An 18,218-nucleotide genomic window follows, 5' to 3' on the forward strand; every position below is an offset into this window, starting at 1 on the left:
GCGCACCAAATGTGCGGGCGGTCGGCAAGCTACCCCAACGCCCTCCGCAAAAGCTCATTGACCACGCCAGGGTTCGCCTTGCCTGCCATTGCCTTCATCGTCTGGCCGACGAAGAAGCCGAACAGCGCGTCCTTGCCGCCGCGATACTGTTCCAGCTGGCCGGGGTTCTTCGCCAGCACCTCGGCGATCACCGCCTCGATCGCGGCGGTGTCGCTGGTCTGCTTCAGGCCGCGCGCCTCGACGATCGCAGCCGGCTCCTCCCCGGTCTCCAGCATGACTTCGAACACCTGCTTGGCCAGGCTCCCGGACAAGGTGCCGTCCGCGACCAGCGCGAGCAGCTCCGCCGCCCGCGCGGGCGTCACCGGCGACTCTGCAATCCCGACACCCAGCCGGTTGAGCGCGGCGAACAGCTCGCCCGTCACCCAGTTCGACGCCGGTCCGGCAGGCGCCCCCGCGCCGAGCAACGCATCGAACCAGCGCGCGGTCTCCACCTCCGCGGTCAGCACGCCTGCATTGTAAAGCGTCACGCCCGCGTCCTCATACCGCTGCCGCTTAACATCAGGCAGCTCGGGCAGCGACTCCCGGCACTCGGCCAGGAAGGCCTCGTCCAGCTCAAGCGGCAGCAGGTCGGGGTCCGGGAAATAACGGTAATCGTGCGCGTCCTCCTTGGACCGCATCGTCCGCGTCGTGCCGGTGTCGGGGTTGAACAGCCGCGTTTCCTGCTCGATCCGCCTGCCCGCTTCGAGCACCTCGACCTGCCGCTTCGCCTCATGCTCGATCGCCTGCATGACGAAGCGGATCGAGTTGACGTTCTTCGTCTCGGTTCGTGTGCCGAGTTCCGCCCCCGGCTTGCGCACGGATACGTTCACGTCGGCGCGTATCGAACCCTGGTCCATATTGCCGTCGCAACTGCCGACGTAGCGCAGGATCGACCTAAGTTTCGTCAGGTACGCCCCTGCTTCGGCGGGAGAGCGCATGTCGGGGCGGCTGACAATCTCCATCAGCGCGACGCCCGAGCGGTTAAGGTCGACATAGGAGCGCGTCGGATGCTGGTCGTGCATCAGCTTGCCCGCGTCCTGCTCGACATGGATGCGCTCGACGCCGATCCGCTTGATCGCGTCCGGCTGCTTCTCGTCGGGCGCGACGTCGACATGCCCCTCGCCGACCAGCGGATGGTAGAGCTGGCTGATCTGGTAGCCCTGCGGCAGATCGGCGTAGAAATAGTTCTTGCGGTCGAAACGGCTCCAGCGATTGACCTGCGCGTCGATCGCCATGCCGGTGCGCACGGCCTGACGGATGCACTCGCGGTTGGGAACGGGGAGCATGCCCGGCATCGCCGCGTCGACCAGCGACACCTGGGTGTTCGGCTCCGCCCCGAAGGCGGTCGCCGCGCCCGAAAAGAGTTTGGCGTTGGAGGTGATCTGAGCATGGACTTCCAGGCCGATCACCACCTCCCACTCGCCGGTAGCGCCCTGAATGCGGTAGGAGGAGGTCGCGTCCGTCATCATCACCATGCTCGTGGAATAACATCGGCGTTAGCCCGGGCGCGGCGGGTCCGTAAAGCACCCAGCATCGCCCCTCACCGATGGACGTTGGCGGCGACGCGCCCTACCTCCCGATGCCGGTGCGCGAAAATCGCGCCGGAGTCGGCCATGCGCGCTTCGATCATCACACCGACCTTCAATGCCGTCGCGCATATCGACGGCTGTGTCGAGAATGTTCGCGGCCAAGGCGACGTCGTGTTGGAGCACATCATCGTCGACGGCGGTTCAACCGACGGCACGATCGAGCGGACCGAAGCGCTGCAGACCGCGCACCCGGCGCTCCGCTACATTGCGGGGCCCGATCGCGGCCAGTCCGATGCGCTCAACAAGGGCGTCGCCGCCGCCACGGGGGAGATCATCGGCGTGCTCAACGTCGACGACACCTATGAACCCGGCGCGGTGGCGCAGGCCGCCGCCCATCTGCGCCGGCTGCAGGCCCCCGCTTTCGTGGTCGGCAATTGCCGCCTCATCGACGTGGCGTCGAGCGGGTGGAACGTGCCCAAGGACCTCCGCTTCCCGGCGCTAATGCTCGGCTATGACTACGCGCAGTGGCCGAACAACCCGGCCGCCTATTTCTATCATCGCACCGTCCATCAGCATGTCGGCGAGTACGACGTCGGCGATCATTATGCGATGGACCTGGACTTCATCTTTCGATGCGCGCGCAAGGTGACGATGCGGCACGTCCACGCCCATTGGGGTAATTTCTATCTTCATCCCGGTTCGAAGACCTTCGATGACGCCGATGGCCCGGCGCGGCAGCGGGCGCTGTTCGACCGGTTTCACGCCGGACTGACCGACACCGAGCGGCGCGACATGGATCGTATCCGGGCGGCGAAGGATCGCCGGCTCGCGCTCAAGGCGAGGCTGAAGCACGTCGGTGCCCTGCGCAGACTCAACGAACTGCTGTTCCCCGTCAGGTAGCGCGGAAACGCCGCCGCTCGCCGCCGCGGCTCACCACCACGCGTCCGGCCGGGCCGTGAATCCCGCCCTTTCCTCGATCGCCAGCCCGGCGTTGAGCACGCCCTGCTCGTCGAGCGGCTTGCCGATGATCTGCAGACCCAGCGGCAGCCCCTTCACGTCCAGCCCGCCCGGCACGCTCATCGCGGGCAGGCCGGCGAGTGACGACGGTACGGTGAAGACGTCGTTGAGGTACATGGCGATCGGGTCCGCCGATTTCTCGCCGAGCGCGAACGCGGCCGAGGGTGCGGTCGGCGTCAGCAGCACGTCGCATTTGGCCCAGGCACGCTCGAAGTCGCGTGCGATCAGGGTCCTCACCTTCTGTGCCTGGGTATAATAGGCGTCGTAGAAGCCGGCGCTCAGCACATAGGTGCCGATCATGATCCGCCGTTTCACCTCTGCGCCGAAGCCGTCCGCCCGCGTGGCGGCGTACATGTCCTGCAGCCCTGTGCCCCCACCCGCATCTTTGGCTGGCAGGTCGCGCAGCCCGTAGCGGACACCGTCATAGCGCGCGAGGTTGGACGAGGCTTCGGCGGGCGCAATGATGTAATAGGCGGGTAGCGCATATTTGGTGTGCGGCAGCGACACGGAAACGATCTCCGCACCCGCGTCCTTGAGCCAGTCGATCCCCTGTTCCCACAACCGATCGATTTCGCCCGGCATGCCGTCGACCCGGTATTCGACGGGAACACCCACCCTTATGCCGCTGAGATTGGCCGACAGTCCCTGCTCCCACCGCGGCACGTCGAGCTGGAGCGAGGTCGTATCCTTGCTGTCATACCCTGCCATGGCCTCCAGCAGGATCGCGCAATCGCGCACGTCCGCCGCCATCGGCCCCGCCTGATCGAGCGACGACGCGAAGGCGATCGTGCCCCAGCGCGAGCAGCGTCCATAGGTCGGCTTGATGCCGCTGATGCCGGTGAAGGCGGCGGGCTGGCGAATCGAGCCGCCGGTGTCGGTGCCGGTCGCGCCCGGACACAGCCGCGCCGCGACGGCGGACGACGAGCCGCCGGAGGAGCCGCCGGGCGCGAGCGGCGCGTTCCCGCCGTCGTTGCGTTTCCACGGCGACACGACGTTGCCGAACGCGCTGGTCTCGTTGGACGAGCCCATCGCAAACTGGTCCATGTTGAGCTTGCCCAGCATTCCCGCGCCCGCGTCCCACAGGTTCTGCGTGACCGCGGATTCGTAGGTGGGGGTAAAACCCTCCAGGATGTGGCTCGCCGCGGTGGTCGGCACGCCGGCGGTGCAGAACAGGTCCTTGATCCCGAGCGGGATGCCCGCGAGCGGCTTGAGCGCCTCGCCCGCCGCGCGCGCCGCATCGGCGGCCTTGGCGGCGGCGAGCGCGTGGTCGGGAGTCTCGACCAGAAAGGCGTTGAGCGCCTTGGCGCGGCTGATCTTGACGATGAAGGCGTCGGCGACCTCGCGCGCGGTGAAGTCGCCCTGGCGCAAGCCGTCGCGCAGCCGTGCGACGCCGAACGTCGTGAAGTCGGTCACTCGATCACCTTGGGTACGGTGAAGAAGCCGTGCTCCGCCTGTGGCGCGTTCTTCATCAACGCATCGCGCTTGCCGCCGCCGGTCAGCGGATCGGCGTCGACCACGTCGTCACGCAGCCGCAGCGTGTTGGCAATGACGGCGGTCATCGGCTCGACCCCGGCGGTGTCGACCTCGCCGAGCTGCTCGATCCAGCCGAGGATGTTGTTCAGTTCGGGCACGAGGCGCTCGGCATCGGCGTCGGGCAGCGCGATGCGCGCGAGCGCGGCCACCTTTTTCACGGTTGCGGTGTCGACAGACATAAAGGCGCGGCTACCGGCGCACCGCCGCGGATGCAACCATTTGGACATGCCCGCAGCTCGGCGATAGGGCGCGGGCGTGGCCCGCAAGTTCCTCTACGTCATCGCCGTCCTGATCGTTCTCGCGATCGCGGGGCTGTTCGCCTACCGGCTCTTTGGGCCGGAGCTGCTGCGCGCCGCCCTGGTCCCGCATGAGAGGTTCCGGGCCGACGCGCCGGTCGCGAGCGCGGCTTATGACGGCAAGGCGATGTGGGTCGCGCGGCCCGACCTGCCCGGCAATCCGGCGCTGTGGACTCCGCCCGGCTACCACCCGGCGCGCGGGCGGGCAGCGGTGTTCTTCATCCACCCGACCTCGTACATCGAGCCCGGCGGGCACTGGAACGCCGACGCGCAGGCCGGCGGGCAGACCGGCTTTCGCACCAACCTGTTCGTCCGCAGCCAGGCGAGCGCGTTCAACGAGGCGGGCGAGATCTGGGCGCCGCGTTACCGGCAGGCGAGCTTCGGCGCGTTCCTGACCGATAAGCCTGATGCGCAGGCGGCGCTGGACCTCGCCTATCGCGACGTGCTGGCGGCATTCGACGTCTTCCTCCGCCAGGCCGGGCCGAACCGGCCGATCATCCTCGCCGGGCATAGCCAGGGGGCGCTGCACTTGATGCGACTGCTCCAAGATCGCGTCGCGGGGACATCGCTGGCGCGGCGGGTGGTCGCGGCTTACGTCGTCGGCTGGCCGATCTCGACGACCGCCGACCTGCCGCGGCTGGGACTGCCTGCCTGCACTGCGGCGGCCGAGACCGGGTGCGTCCTGAGCTGGGCGAGTTTCGCCGAGCCCGCGGACCCGGCGCTGATCCTCGATGTCTACGACAAGTCCACGGGGCTGACCGGCGCGCCGCGGCGAGGTACGCCAATGGTCTGCACCAACCCGCTGACCGGCGGTGCGGCGGCAGCAGCCCCGGCGAGCGCCAATCTCGGGACGCTTGTACCCTCGTCTGACTTGATGACCGCGACGGTGCCGACCGGTGCGGTGCCCGCGCGCTGCGCCGGGCGCGGCTTCCTGCTGATCGGCGAGCCGCCCAACGTCGGCAGCTATGTGCTGCCGGGCAACAACTACCATGTCTATGACTATGCGCTGTTCTGGGCGAATGTGCGGGCGGACGCGACGCGGCGGCTGGCGACATTTGAAGCCGCAAGTACCGGGACGGCGTTGCGCGACGCCGCCGCGATGCTCGATGAGCGTTGAGTGGTGCTAATTACGACCGTCGCGCAATTGTTTCGCGCGGCACTTCCCCGTGGCGGCCGCCTGCTCGGGCTTGATCTCGGCAGCAGGACGATCGGCACGGCGCTGTGCGACGCCGGGTGGCATTTCGCCTCTCCCGCGCCGCTGATCCGGCGCGCGAAGTTCACCGCCGACAAAGCCGCGCTCTCCACGTTCATGGCGGCACAGCACGTGGCGGGCATCGTCCTTGGCCTGCCGCTCCACCTTGACGGGTCCGAGAGCCCGCGCTCGCAGTCGACACGGGCGTTCGCGCGCAACATTGCCGACCTTGCACCGGTGTTGCTGTGGGACGAGCGCCTCTCCACGGTCGCGGTCGAGCGCATCATGATCGAGCAGGACCTGAGCCGCGCCAAGCGCGCCGAACGGATCGACAGCCTCGCTGCCGCGCATATCCTGCAGGCGGCGATCGACGCGCTGGTCGCGGCGCCGGGCGGCTGACCTTGCCCCGGCCGCCCGCCGCGGCTACCCCGCCCTCCCGATGCCGCCAGCCTCGGACCACCGCCCCGCCAGCCTGATCCCGGGCGGCGCCGTGTTTCCGCATCGGCACCTGACCGGCATCGACGGGCTGCAGCCGCACGAGATCGTCTTCCTGCTCGACGAGGCGGAGACGTGGATCGGCGCAAAAGCGGACGCGCGGCTGGCGGGGCTGACGCAGATCAACGCGTTCTTCGAGAACTCGACGCGGACGCTGCTGTCGTTCGAGATCGCGGGCAAGCGGCTGGGCGCGGACGTCATCAACATGCATGCGGCGCAGAGCTCGACCAAGAAGGGGGAGACGCTGATCGACACCGCGCGGACGCTCGACGCGATGCAGGCGGACGTGCTCGTCATCCGTCACGGCTCGTCGGGGGCGGTGCAGCTGATCGCGGACAAGGTCGGATGCGCGGTGCTCAACGCCGGCGACGGACGGCACGAGCATCCGACCCAGGCGCTGCTGGACGCGCTGACGATCCGGCGGCGGCGCGGGCGGATCGCCGGGCAGCGGGTGGTGATCTGCGGCGACCTGCTCCACAGCCGGGTCGCGCGGTCGAACATCCTGGCGCTGACATCGTTGGCGGCGGAGGTGCGGGTCTGCGCGCCGTCGACGCTGATGCCGGCCGCGATCGAGCGGATGGGGGTGGCGCCGTTCGCGGATTTCGATGCGGCGCTGGCGGGGGCGGACGTGGTGATGATGCTGCGCGTCCAGCATGAGCGGATGGCGGGCGGCTATATTCCTTCGGCGCGGGAGTTCAGGACGCGCTACGGGCTGACGCCGGAGCGGCTGGCGCGGCTGCCGGACGCGCTGGTGATGCACCCCGGGCCGATGAACCGTGGGGTGGAGATCGACTCGTCCGTCGCCGACGGGGCGCAGTCGGCGATCACCGAGCAGGTCGCGACCGGCGTCGCGGTCAGGATGGCGTGCCTCGATGTGCTGACCCGGCGCGCGCGCGGCGTCGAGGACTGGGCGGAGCCTGCCGAGAAGGTTACGACGACGCGAAGCGTCGGTGGAAGGCAGGCGGAGGGATGACACCTGCCCCGCTCCTCGTCCGCAATGCCCGGCTGGTGCTCCCCGACGGCGTGCGCTTGGGCAGCCTGCTCGCACGCGACGGCGTAATCCAAGCGGCGGGCGCGACAGACGAGCCGGACGCGCCCGAGGGGGCGTCGGTGGTCGACGCGGGCGGCAAGCTGCTGGCGCCGGCGATCGTCGATCTGGGCGTCTTCGTCGTCGATCGCGCCGCTTGCCGGGCGGGCGGCATCGTCCGGGTCGCGCCGATGCCCGACCAGTCGCCGGTGCTTGACGATCCCGGCCCGGTGCAGCGGCTGGCGCTCGTCGGCAAGCCCGACCTGTGGATCCACCCGATCGCCGCCGCGACGCGCGCGCTGGCGGGCCGCGAGCTGGCGGAGATGGCGAGCTGCTGCGCGGCGGGCGCGCGGGCGGTGGGCACCGGCGCGGGCTGGATCGCCGATGCGGGCGTGATGGCGCGTGTCCTCACCTATGCGCGCGACCTCGACCTGGCGGTGGTCGCCCATGCCGAGGACGCCGGTCTGGTCGGCGACGCCGTGGCGACCGCGGGTGAGACGGCGACGCGCCACGGCCTGCCGAGCGCACCCGCGGTGGCGGAGGCGCTGGCGGTGGCGCGGGACCTGATGCTGGCCGAAGAGACCGGCGCGCGGCTCCACCTGCGTCAGGTGACGACGGCGGCGGCCTTCGACCTGGTTCGCGCGGCCAAGCACCGCGGGGCCCGCGTGACCTGCGGCATCACGCCCGCGCACCTGCTATTGAGCGACATGGCGGTCAGCGGCTTCCGCACCTTCGCCCATCTATCGCCGCCGTTGCGCAGCGAATCGGACCGGCAGGCGTGCCGGGCGGCAGTGGCGGACGGCACGGTCGACCTGCTCTGCTCCGGTCACGCGCCCAAGGGACCGGAGGCGAAACGGCTGCCCTTCGCCGATTCGGAAGCGGGGATGGCGGGCGCGGCGGCGCTACTTCCGCTCGCGCTGACGCTGGTGCGCGACGGGCTGATGACGATCGAGCGGCTGTTCCGGCTGCTGGCGGCGAACCCGGCGGAGGTGCTGGGGGTCGAGACGGGCGCGCTATTGGCGGGGCTGCCCGCGGACCTGATCCTGCTCGACGACGAAGCGCCGTGGCGGATCGACGCCGACACGCTGCCCGGGGTCTGGGGCAACACGCCGTTCGACGGGCTGCCCGTGCAGGGCAAGGTGCTCAGGGTGTGGAAGGGCGGCGTCGAAGTGCGCACCCCCGCAGCGTAGCTGCACGGGCGACGCGCGAGACCGGACGGCAGGTCGGCAATGCCGAACCTGTCCTGCGACGCGGCATCACTGCCGCGTCAGCCATCAGTGAGGAATCGGCGTTGTGACGGCCGCGACGGCGAATAGTCTGCGCTGTCCGCCTGCCGTCACCGCGCGGCCATCTGCACGCCGCCGCCGCGTGCCCAGCTCGCCACCTGATCCCCCGCACCCGCGCGAACGAAGCAGTCGCCGCCGCGCGCCTTGTACGCGCGGCAGGCGCGGTCGGCATCGGTTCGGGCGAAGCCCCCGACCGACAGGCGATAGAAGGTGGCCGTGCCGCGACGGAAGCTGACGCCCTGCGGTTGATGGGCGGCGAAGCCCGCATAGCGATGCCGGGCGCGGCCCCATGCGTCGTGCGCGACCCCGGCATTGGCATAGGCGCCAAGCTGAACGAACCAGGCGCCGCCCGCCATCGCATGCGCGGCGGCCGGTGCGGCCGATGCGGTGCGCACGCTCGCGGATCCCGCTTGCACCCGGACCCTGGACGGGCCGGCGGGCGGGGTGATCAGCGGCGCGCCGGCTGGCTGGACGGCGATCGGCTGCACGACTTCGTGCGGTGCGCCAAAGGCCACCGGAACAGGCTGTGGCGCAGCGGCAGCCGTCGCTGGGGCAGGCTCCACCGCCGCTGCGACCTGAACCGCCTCGGCCTGCCCGGGCGCAGCAACCGGTGCGGGCGTGTTGAGGGCGAGCGTCGCCGGCAGGCCGTTGTCGGCCACGGGGTGAACGCCGAGCAGGCCGGCGACTTGATCGGACGCCGCCTGCGGCTGCGCGAACGCAGCCCATTCGAGCATACGGGCATCGACATCGGCCGGGCTCATGTCCACCGCCGCGACGACCCGCGCCGCCTGCCACTGTCCGCCCAGCGCATAGGCGAGGGCAAGGTTCTGGCGCGCCTTCGGCGTCGCCTGCGGTGAGCGGACCACTTCGGTCAGCAACGCGACCGCACCCTCCGTATCGCCAGCAAGCGCCAGCGCGAGGCCGCGATCGCTGACCGGCACCGTGTCGCGATGCGAGCCCAGCGTGCGGCGCGCCGCCTGCCAGTCGCCGCTCGCGACCTGCATCAGCGCGAGGTTCAGCGCCGCCTTGCCGTTGATGGCGCCGCTGCCGCCGTCCAGCGCCAGCGTGTCGGTGAAGGCCTGGGCGGCCGAAGCGAAACGGCCAGCCTGGAGATAGCTCTGCCCGAGCAGCAGGCGATACGCTGCCTCGCGCGGAGCCAGCGTCACCGCCTGTTCGGCCGCCACGATCGCGCTCGCGGCGTCGTGCCGGGTCAGTGCGCGGGCGCCTTCATCGGCCTGGTGCTGCGCGGCACGCTGTTCGGGCGTGATGCGGTCGCGCGGGCCGTCGGCCGCGGTCATCGCGAAGATGCCGCCATAAGCGAGCGCGAACAGGCCGACGGAGGCGAGCTTTGAAGGCTTCACGAGCGCTTCCCCTTGTTGCGGGCGAGAGACTTGGTGACGAGAGCTTGCGGCGGGCATTGCGCGGCGAGCGCATCGACCTCCGGCATGGTGACGAGCAGCCGATCCAGCGCGTGCGCGACCAGCTGTTGCGCGGACTGATTGGCGAGCGCGCTGGCAAGCCGGAGCCTCAGGTGACGCTCGGCATCCAGCCGCAGGGTGAAGGCAGCGCGGCCGGCATGCGCCGTCTCGCGGCTCAGCCGCGTGGCGGTCGCGACGGAAACGGACCTCACGACCGGCGGCGCTTCGACGGCCATCTCGACCGGCGTCTCGACCGCTTCGGCATCATCGACCGGCGCGGCGACCGCCTCGGCCAAGGCCTCGCGTACCACCAGCACCGGCGGCTTGACCGGCTCGGCCACGGCGTGATCGCCGCCCATGTCGTCCCAGCCGAGATCCTCCAGCTGCTGCGCCGTCGGCGTCAGGCTGGCATAGCTTTGCGGGCGCATGGCGGGGCGCGCCGCACCCTTGCGCGCGAGCAGCCCGCCCGACAGCGACGCGAACGGCTTGGGCTGACCGAGCATCAGCCGACCACCCGCCGGCCAAAGCCGCCCGCCCCGGGGCCGCCGCCCAACGTCCGCTGGCCAAAGCCGGACGCGCTCTGCGGCACGGAAAAGACGGTGCGGCGGAAGTTCTTCTCCAGCCGGTCGGCGATATACGCCCACAGCGCCTGGACCTCGGCGGCGGACTTGCCGCCCGGATCGACCTCCATCACCGTGCGCCCGTCGATCATCGACGCGGCGTAATCGGTACGCTGGTGCAGCGTGACGGGCGCGACGGTGCCGTGCTGCGACAGCGCGACCGCGGCCTCCGACGTGATCCGCGCCTTGGGCGTCGCGGCATTGACGACGAAGATCAGCGGCTTGCCGGCACGGTCGCACAAGTCGACGGTCGCGCCGACCGCACGCAGATCATGCGGCGACGGCCGCGTCGGCACGACGATCAGCTCGGCGACCTGGATCACGCTCTGGATCGCCATCGTGATCGCGGGCGGCGTGTCGATCATCGCCAGCTTGAAGCCCTGCTGCCGCAGCGCCTCCAGATCGGCGGCGAGCCGCGCCACTGTCGTCTGCGCGAAGGCGGGCTGGTCGGCCTCGCGCTCGTTCCACCAGTCGGCGAGCGACCCCTGCGGGTCGATGTCGATCAGCACCACCGGGCCTTGCCCTGCCAGGTGCGCCTGCACGGCAAGGTGCCCGGACAAGGTCGTCTTGCCCGATCCGCCCTTTTGCGATGCCATCGCGAGAACGCGCATGTGCTCGTGAAATCCCCCGTGGTTCGACGGTGCAGGTCGCACGGGTGGAGCTAAGGACCGGTTAACGGCGCGGTCGCCTGTTCCCGTCGCCGCTGCCGGTGAAGGGTTTCGGCTGCGCACCCGCCCCCGTTCGGCGGAGGGATTGCCTAGCGGCCAGCAATGACGGCATGTTGCCGCATACGCCCAGAGGACCATCAGCATGCGCCCCCTCCTTCTGTCCGCCGCCGCCCTCCTCATCGCCGCCCCCGCGTTCGCCGACGTGCGCGCGGGCGTCGAGGCGTGGCAGCGCGGCGATTATCGCCAGGCGATCGAGCAGTGGCGCGGCCCCGCAGTTGCCGGCGACGCGGACGCGCAGTTCAACCTCGGCCAGGCGTACAAGCTGGGCCGCGGCGTCCCTGTCGACCCGCAGATGGCGGAGAGCTGGTTCCGCAAGGCGGCGCTGCAGGGGCATGAGCAGGCGCAGGACAATTACGGGCTGGCGCTGTTCCAGTCGGGCCGCAAACAGGAGGCGGTCCCGTGGCTGGAGCGCTCGGTCGCGCGCGACGAGGCGCGCACCGAGCTGGTCTACGGCACGATGCTGTTCAACGGCGACGGGGTCCCGCGCGACTATCCGCGCGCCTATGCGCTGATGACGCGCGCGGCGGCGCCACGGCCCGCGACGGCCGCCGGTCCAGCCACCAACGGGCTGCAGTCCGCGCGGGAGACGCTGGCCCAGATGGACGGCTATGTGTCGCCCGCCGATCGCGAGCGCGGCGTGGCGCTGGCGCAACAGATCGCACTGGGCGCGCAGGCCCGCCCCGGCGCGGCGCCTGGCCGCAACCAGGTCGTCGATCAGTCACTCGGCGTCCGCTATCCGGGAACGCCCGTGCCGATCGAGCCGATGTCCCTGCCGCCGTCGCAGGTCGAACAGCCCGCGCCGCATGTCACACCCGCCCCGCTCGGCACGCGCACGCCCGCGGCCGCGCATGCCAATCCCGGCCCGGCACCGGCACCGCCGCGTCCGGCGCTGGCGCATTCCGCGCCCGTTCCGCCGCCGGTTCAGGCGGCATCACCCCCGCGCCCCGCGCCAGCCACCGGCGGCTACCGCATCCAGCTCGGCGCCTTCCGCGACCGCGGCAATGCCGAGGCGCTGTGGACCCGCCTGCACGGCAAGCTCGCGGGCGGGCAGCCCAGCTATGTCGCCGGCGGCGGCGTCACCCGGCTTCAGGTGACCGGCTTTTCCACCCGCGCCGCGGCGCAGGCCGCCTGCACCCGCGCCGGCGGCGGCTGTATCGTCGTGGCGCCCTAGGCGCGCCTAGCGTTCCGTCGCCCACTCCCGCCGCGAGATGCCCTGCGCCCAGAGCAGCGCGGTGAGGTCGCCATGCTCGATCCGGGCGCCTGCGGCGGCGGCGGCGACAGGCTTGGCGTGGTAGGCGACGCCCAGACCCCCAGCGTTTTTGGCTGCCTCGATCATCGGCAGGTCGTTCGCTCCGTCGCCGACCGCCAGCGTCTCGCGCAGGTCGAGGCCGAGCGCTGCCGCCTCCGCGCGCAGCGTCGCCAGCTTCGTGTCGGCGTCGACGATCGGCTTTGTCACCGCGCCCGTCAGCAGACCGTTGGCGACCAGCAACTCGTTGGCTAAGGCCCGGTCGAACCCGATTTCGGCCGCTACCGGCGCGGCGAAGCGCGTGAACCCGCCCGACACCAGCACACACCGTGTGCCGTGCGAGCGCATCGTTCTGACCAGCGTCCGCGCACCTGGCATCAGCCTGACCCGCTCCGCCAGGCAGCGGTCGATCACCCCTGCATCCAGCCCCTTCAGCAACGCCACCCGCGCATCGAGCGCGGCGGCGAAGTCCAGCTCGCCGCGCATCGCCGCTTCGGTGATCGCGGCGATCTGGGGCTTCAGCCCGGCATAGTCCGCGAGTTCGTCGATGCACTCGCACTGGATCATGGTCGAATCCATGTCCGCGACGAGGAGGCGCTTCTCGCGGCCCTCCAGCTGCTGGACGACGACGTCTAACGCGCCGCCCTCCAAGGCAGCACGCGCGGCGGCAGGGTCGAGCCCGAACGGGATGTCGGCCGCGGCGCCCTCGTCGAGCCAGCTCCAGCCCGCGGGCGCACAGCCAGCCTGGTCGAGCGCGTCGGCGGCGGCCGAAATGTCGCCCGCGCGCAGGCGCCCGGCTGCTATGAGTGTTGCGGTGAACAGCACGCGCCCTCCCCTCCCCCTGCCCGCCCTGGTCGTCATCGCAGGCCCGACCGCGAGCGGCAAGTCGGCGCTGGCGCTCGCCTTGGCCGAGCGCAACGACGGCGTCGTCATCAACGCCGACAGCGCGCAGGTCTATCGCGACCTGCGCATCGTCACCGCGCGGCCGTCGGTCGAGGACGAGGCGCGGGCACCGCACCGGCTGTTCGGCCATGTCGACGCCGCCGACACCGGCTGTTCCGCCGCGCGCTGGGCGGTCGAGGCGCGCGCCGCGGTCGCGGAAACGCACATGGCGGGCAAGCTGCCGATCTTGGTCGGGGGCACCGGCCTCTACCTGCGCACGCTGCTTGACGGCATCGCGCCGGTGCCGCCGATCGACCCCGCGGTGCGCGTCGCGGTGCGGGTGCTGTCGGCCGCCGACGCGCACGCGCTGCTGGCGGAGGCCGACCCGGACGCGGCCGCCCGCCTCCATGCCAACGACACGACGCGGGTGCATCGCGCGCTGGAGGTGGTCCGCGCGACCGGCCGGCCGCTCGCCGAATGGCAGGCGGCGCACGCGGGCGGAATCGGCGATACGGTGAGGCTGATCGCCACGATCCTGCTGCCGCCGCGCGCGTGGCTGGCGGACCGCATTGCCGCACGGGCGGGGACGATTGTCGACGAAGGTGCTGCGGAAGTGGCGGCGCTGCTTGCCCGTCCCGATCTTCCCGCCGCCGCACCGATCCGCCGCGCAATCGGGGTGCCGGAGCTCGCCAGGCAAGACGAAGGACGGTCGGACCGCGCGACCGCGGTGGCCGCACTCGCGCTGGCGACGCGGCGCTACGCCAAGCGTCAGGAGACGTGGTTCACGCATCAGCCTCCCGCAGACTGGGTCAGAACGGATGTCACCAACACGGCCAGTCTCGCGGGAGATATTGAAACTTTCTTGCGCAGATACTAGGTTGACGCGCAACGTTGTTCTGCGTACGTCGCTGCAGCGCAGCAAGGAAGCCGTTCCCGTGTCCGATTCATCCGGCGCCGAAATACTGATCCAGGCTCTCGTCGACCTAGGTGTGGAGCATGTCTTCGGCTATCCCGGTGGGGCGGTGCTGCCGATCTACGACGCCCTGTTTCAGCAGAAGCGGATCAAGCATATTCTGGTCCGCCACGAACAGGCGGCGACTCATGCCGCGGAGGGCTACGCCCGCTCGACCGGCAAGCCCGGCGTGGTGCTCGTCACCTCGGGGCCCGGCGCGACCAACGCGGTCACGGGCATCACCGACGCGCTGATGGATTCGATCCCGATGGTCGTCATCACCGGTCAGGTGCCAACCGCGCTGATCGGCACCGATGCCTTTCAGGAGGCGGACACCGTCGGCATCACGCGCCACTGCACCAAGCACAATTACCTCGTGAAGGACCCTGCCCGGCTCGGCGACGTGATCCACGAGGCGTTCCATATCGCCACCAGCGGCCGCCCCGGCCCGGTTGTCGTCGACATCCCCAAGGATGTGCAGGTCGCCACCGCGCGCTATCGCAAGCCGGGCGCGGTCCAGCACAAGAGCTATCGTCCCGCGCTCAAGGCCGAGCCCAAGGCGATCGAGGCCGCGGTCGACATGCTCGCCGCCGCCGAGCGCCCGATCCTCTATACCGGCGGCGGCATCATCAACGCGGGCCCGGGCGCGTCGCAGCTTCTGGGCGAGTTGCAGCGGGTCAGCGGCGCGCCCGTCACCTCGACACTGATGGGGCTCGGCTGCTTCCCGGCGAGCCACGACGCATTCTTGGGCATGCTCGGCATGCACGGCACCTTTGAAGCCAATATGGCGATGAACCAGGCCGACCTGATCGTCGCGATCGGCGCGCGCTTCGACGACCGCGTGACGGGACGGCTCGACGCGTTCAGCCCGCATAGCCGCAAGGTTCACATCGACATCGACCGGTCGAGCGTGAACAAGAACGTCCGCGTCGACCTGGCGATCATCGCCGATGCGGGCCATGCGCTGGAGGACATGGTCCGGGTGTGGAAGGCGCGCCAGCATCCAAAGCCTGATACCGCCGACTGGTGGCAGCGCATCGCCGGCTGGCGCGCGAAGGACAGTCTCGGCTTTCCGGAGGACGGGGCGGCGATCATGCCGCAGCGTGCGGTCCGTGCGCTGTGGGAGGCGACGCACGCGCGCAGCCCGATCATCACCACCGAGGTCGGCCAGCACCAGATGTGGGCCGCGCAGCATTTCGGCTTCGAGCTGCCCAACAAGTGGCTGACCAGCGGCGGGCTCGGCACGATGGGCTATGGTCTGCCGGCCGCGATCGGCGCGCAGCTCGGCAACCCCAGGGCGCTGGTGATCGACATCGCCGGCGAGGCGTCGATCCAGATGAACATCCAGGAGCTGGCGACCGCGACGCAGTACCGGCTGCCGGTCAAGGTCTTCATCCTCAACAACGAATATATGGGGATGGTGCGCCAGTGGCAGGAGCTGACCTATCAATCACGCTATGCCGAGAGCTACAGCGACAGTCTGCCCGACTTCGTGAAGCTGGCCCAAGCTTATGGCTGGAAGGGCATCCGGATCGAGGAGCGGGGCGAACTGGACGACGGCATCGCCGCGATGCTGGCGCATGACGGCCCAGTGATGGTCGACTGCCGCGTGGCGAAGCTCGCCAACTGCTTCCCGATGATCCCGTCGGGCGCGGCCCACACCGACATGATCCTGCACGTCAGCGAGATCGAGGGCGACATGGACGACGCGGCGAAGGCGCTGGTGTGATGGCTATTCTCAATCCTCCCCGGCACGGGGAGGGGGACCAGCCGCAGGCTGGTGGAGGGGGCCCGCCGCGAGCGCGCCGCCTGCCACGGGCCCCCTCCACCACGCCGCTCCGCGTCGCGGTCCCCCTCCCCGTGCCGGGGAGGATTTGAATTGCACATCCACGCCGACCCCGCCGAGCGCCACACGCTCGCCGTCCTCGTCGACAACGAGCCCGGCATCCTCGCGCGGATCGCGGGGCTGTTCACCGCGCGCGGCTACAATATCGAGAGCCTGACGGTCAGCGACGTCACCGCCGACAAGGCGGTCAGCCGCCTCACCATCGTCACCGCGGCGAGCGCCGCGACGATGGAGCAGATCATCGCCCAGCTCGACCGGCTGGTACCCGTACACTCGGTGACCGACCTCACCGCGCTGGGGCCCCACGTCGAGCGCGAACTGGCGCTAGTCAAGGTGGCGGGGACCGGCGACCACCGGATCGAGGCGCTGCGCCTTGCCGACATCTACCGCGCCCGCGTCCTCGACGCGACCACCGGCAGCTTCGTCTTTGAGGTGACGGGCGGCCGCGACAAGATTGATACCTTTGTGGCGCTGATGGCGGAGGTGGGGCTGGTCGAGGTCGCCCGCACCGGCATCGTCGCCATCGCACGGGGGAAGACCGCGGCTTAAGTCACCCAGGAAGCAACCACCCGTAATCCCCGCGTGCGTGGGGATGACGAAAGGAATGACATGCGAGTGTATTACGACGCCGATGCCGACCTGAATCTGCTGACGGGCAAGAAGATCGCCATCGTCGGCTATGGCAGCCAGGGCCACGCCCACGCCCAGAACCTGCGCGATGCCGGCGTCAAGGACGTCGCGGTCGCACTGCGCTCCGGCTCCGCCACCGCGAAGAAGGCGGGCGACGCCGGCTTTCAGGTGCTGTCCAACGCCGACGCCGCCAAATGGGCCGACGTCGTGATGATCCTCGCCCCCGACGAGCATCAGGCGGCGATCTACGCCAACGACATCGCCGCCAACCTCAAGCCCGGCGCAGCGCTCGCCTTCGCGCATGGCCTCAACATCCATTTCGGGCTTATCGAGCCGCGCGCCGACCTCGATGTCATCATGATCGCCCCCAAGGGGCCGGGCCACACCGTCCGTAGCGAGTACGTCCGCGGCGGCGGCGTGCCGTGCCTAATGGCGGTGCACCAGGACGCGAGCGGCAACGCGCACGACCTGGCGCTCGCCTATGCCAGCGGCGTCGGCGGCGGACGCAGCGGGATCATCGAGACAAACTTCCGTGAGGAGTGCGAGACCGACCTGTTCGGCGAGCAGGCGGTGCTGTGCGGCGGCCTCACCCACCTGATCCAGGCGGGATTCGAGACGCTGACCGAGGCGGGCTACGCGCCCGAGATGGCGTATTTCGAGTGCCTGCACGAGGTGAAGCTGATCGTCGACCTGATGTACGAGGGCGGCATCGCCAACATGCGCTACTCGATCAGCAACACCGCCGAATATGGCGACATCACCACCGGCCCGCGCATCATCACGGCGGAGACCAAGGCGGAGATGAAGCGTGTGCTCGCCGACATCCAGGGCGGCCGTTTCGTCAAGAACTTCGTCCTCGACAACCGCGCCGGCCAGCCCGAGCTGAAGGCGGCGCGCAAGCTGGCGGCGGCGCATCCGATCGAGCAGGTCGGCGAGCGGCTGCGCGCAATGATGCCGTGGATCGGCACGAACAAGCTGGTCGACAAGGCGAAGAATTAGCGGCGGGCGGCCTGCCCTTGCAGACCAGGGGGAGGAACCGCGGCGCTATCTACACCCGGCGCGCCGCCGCGAAAAAGGCCGCCAGCAGCACCGTATTGCTCACCGCATTGGGCCAGAATCCGGTCGCGATCGACACGATGCTGTCGATCGTGAACCATGCCAGCACGGCCCATCCGATCCGGCGCCACAGAATCACGCGCAGGTCGGGCGCCAGCGCGTCCGATGTTGCCGCGACAGCCAGCAGCGAAGCGCCCCATCCGAGCGTCACCGCTCCCATGAGGCCGACCGCAAAGCGCAGCGGCGGCGTCGCGTCGATCGGCGCCCGACCCATCCACCGCATCAGCGCGACCGCGGGTCCGTCCGTCAGGTCACACGCCGCTCCAACGAGCACCGCGCCAAACACGATCACCAGCCAGCACCACCACCGCATTGCCCGACTCCCATGTAGCGCCAGCTACATGACTTAGTGTAACGATTGCTACA

At 70.2% G+C, this 18,218-nt stretch carries 18 protein-coding genes; 10 read left to right on the plus strand and 8 right to left on the minus strand.

Annotated features, from left to right (window positions below):
• Positions 1-29: 29 nt before the first annotated feature.
• On the minus strand, positions 30-1,508 hold the full coding sequence (gene gatB, locus ACP2AD_RS11995) for an Asp-tRNA(Asn)/Glu-tRNA(Gln) amidotransferase subunit GatB (protein WP_425231164.1): 1,479 nt from the start codon (positions 1,506-1,508) through the stop codon (positions 30-32).
• 144 nt (positions 1,509-1,652) lie between these two features.
• Between gatB and ACP2AD_RS12000 the strand changes: the two genes are divergently transcribed.
• The gene (locus ACP2AD_RS12000) at positions 1,653-2,468 is read left to right on the plus strand and encodes a glycosyltransferase family 2 protein (protein WP_425230283.1); all 816 of its coding nucleotides are present in this window, start codon (positions 1,653-1,655) and stop codon (positions 2,466-2,468) included.
• A 30-nt stretch (positions 2,469-2,498) separates the two neighbouring features.
• Here the strand turns inward: ACP2AD_RS12000 and gatA are convergent, their stop codons facing one another.
• Both gatA and gatC read right to left on the minus strand, forming a co-directional pair.
• On the minus strand, positions 2,499-3,998 hold the full coding sequence (gatA, locus tag ACP2AD_RS12005; RefSeq protein ID WP_425230284.1) for an Asp-tRNA(Asn)/Glu-tRNA(Gln) amidotransferase subunit GatA: 1,500 nt from the start codon (positions 3,996-3,998) through the stop codon (positions 2,499-2,501).
• A complete protein-coding gene (gene gatC / locus ACP2AD_RS12010) occupies positions 3,995-4,297 on the minus strand; it encodes an Asp-tRNA(Asn)/Glu-tRNA(Gln) amidotransferase subunit GatC (RefSeq protein ID WP_425230285.1) in 303 nt (100 codons plus the stop codon). Before gatC ends, gatA begins: the two co-directional genes overlap by 4 nt.
• Positions 4,298-4,373: 76 nt before the next feature.
• Between gatC and ACP2AD_RS12015 the strand changes: the two genes are divergently transcribed.
• Genes ACP2AD_RS12015 through ACP2AD_RS12030 form a run of 4 tightly spaced genes read left to right on the plus strand, consistent with a single transcriptional unit; the run spans position 4,374 to position 8,318 of the window.
• Positions 4,374-5,531 (plus strand): DUF3089 domain-containing protein, encoded by a 1,158-nt coding sequence (locus ACP2AD_RS12015; RefSeq protein WP_425230286.1) that lies wholly within the window; start codon positions 4,374-4,376, stop codon positions 5,529-5,531.
• Complete coding sequence (gene ruvX / locus ACP2AD_RS12020; protein ID WP_425230287.1) at positions 5,532-6,005, plus strand: Holliday junction resolvase RuvX; 474 nt, start codon at positions 5,532-5,534, stop codon at positions 6,003-6,005.
• 40 nt (positions 6,006-6,045) lie between these two features.
• The gene (locus ACP2AD_RS12025; protein ID WP_425230288.1) at positions 6,046-7,074 is read left to right on the plus strand and encodes an aspartate carbamoyltransferase catalytic subunit; all 1,029 of its coding nucleotides are present in this window, start codon (positions 6,046-6,048) and stop codon (positions 7,072-7,074) included.
• Complete coding sequence (locus ACP2AD_RS12030) at positions 7,071-8,318, plus strand: dihydroorotase (RefSeq protein ID WP_425230289.1); 1,248 nt, start codon at positions 7,071-7,073, stop codon at positions 8,316-8,318. The genes ACP2AD_RS12025 and ACP2AD_RS12030 overlap by 4 nt, the downstream gene beginning before the upstream one ends.
• Before the next feature lie 146 nt (positions 8,319-8,464).
• On the opposite strand, the gene ACP2AD_RS12035 is transcribed toward ACP2AD_RS12030, so the two are convergent.
• From ACP2AD_RS12035 to ACP2AD_RS12045, 3 genes are read right to left on the minus strand one after another with little or no spacing between them, the layout of a single operon-like run.
• Positions 8,465-9,775, minus strand: a complete 1,311-nt coding sequence (locus ACP2AD_RS12035) for an SPOR domain-containing protein (RefSeq protein ID WP_425230290.1) — start codon at positions 9,773-9,775, stop codon at positions 8,465-8,467.
• The gene (locus ACP2AD_RS12040; RefSeq protein ID WP_425230291.1) at positions 9,772-10,335 is read right to left on the minus strand and encodes a hypothetical protein; all 564 of its coding nucleotides are present in this window, start codon (positions 10,333-10,335) and stop codon (positions 9,772-9,774) included. The genes ACP2AD_RS12035 and ACP2AD_RS12040 overlap by 4 nt, the downstream gene beginning before the upstream one ends.
• Positions 10,335-11,063, minus strand: coding sequence for an AAA family ATPase (locus ACP2AD_RS12045; protein ID WP_425230292.1), 729 nt, complete (start codon positions 11,061-11,063; stop codon positions 10,335-10,337). The genes ACP2AD_RS12040 and ACP2AD_RS12045 overlap by 1 nt, the downstream gene beginning before the upstream one ends.
• 199 nt (positions 11,064-11,262) lie before the next feature.
• On the opposite strand from ACP2AD_RS12045, the gene ACP2AD_RS12050 reads away from it, so the two are divergent.
• Positions 11,263-12,351 carry an SPOR domain-containing protein gene (locus ACP2AD_RS12050; RefSeq protein ID WP_425230293.1) on the plus strand — a complete coding sequence of 363 codons (1,089 nt, stop codon included), beginning with the start codon at positions 11,263-11,265 and terminating at the stop codon, positions 12,349-12,351.
• A 6-nt stretch (positions 12,352-12,357) separates the two neighbouring features.
• On the opposite strand, the gene serB is transcribed toward ACP2AD_RS12050, so the two are convergent.
• Positions 12,358-13,248, minus strand: a complete 891-nt coding sequence (serB, locus tag ACP2AD_RS12055) for a phosphoserine phosphatase SerB (RefSeq protein WP_425231165.1) — start codon at positions 13,246-13,248, stop codon at positions 12,358-12,360.
• Here serB and miaA point away from each other — a divergent pair.
• From miaA to ilvC, 4 genes are all read left to right on the plus strand, one after another.
• On the plus strand, positions 13,229-14,185 hold the full coding sequence (gene miaA / locus ACP2AD_RS12060; protein WP_425230294.1) for a tRNA (adenosine(37)-N6)-dimethylallyltransferase MiaA: 957 nt from the start codon (positions 13,229-13,231) through the stop codon (positions 14,183-14,185). The two genes, serB and miaA, sit on opposite strands and share 20 nt — an antisense overlap.
• Before the next feature lie 58 nt (positions 14,186-14,243).
• Entirely contained in the window at positions 14,244-15,989 is a 1,746-nt protein-coding gene (locus ACP2AD_RS12065; RefSeq protein ID WP_425230295.1) for an acetolactate synthase 3 large subunit, read from the plus strand.
• 150 nt (positions 15,990-16,139) lie between these two features.
• Positions 16,140-16,655: an acetolactate synthase small subunit gene (gene ilvN / locus ACP2AD_RS12070; protein WP_425230296.1), complete on the plus strand. Its 516-nt coding sequence runs from the start codon at positions 16,140-16,142 to the stop codon at positions 16,653-16,655.
• Positions 16,656-16,715: 60 nt separating this feature from the next.
• Entirely contained in the window at positions 16,716-17,735 is a 1,020-nt protein-coding gene (ilvC, locus tag ACP2AD_RS12075) for a ketol-acid reductoisomerase (RefSeq protein ID WP_425230297.1), read from the plus strand.
• Between the two features lie 49 nt (positions 17,736-17,784).
• Here ilvC and ACP2AD_RS12080 read toward each other — a convergent pair whose 3' ends face one another.
• A complete protein-coding gene (locus tag ACP2AD_RS12080; protein ID WP_425230298.1) occupies positions 17,785-18,165 on the minus strand; it encodes a hypothetical protein in 381 nt (126 codons plus the stop codon).
• Between the last annotated feature and the right edge of the window lie 53 nt (positions 18,166-18,218).

This window comes from Sphingomonas sp. (assembly GCF_965248875.1).
GTDB lineage: Bacteria > Pseudomonadota > Alphaproteobacteria > Sphingomonadales > Sphingomonadaceae > Sphingomonas.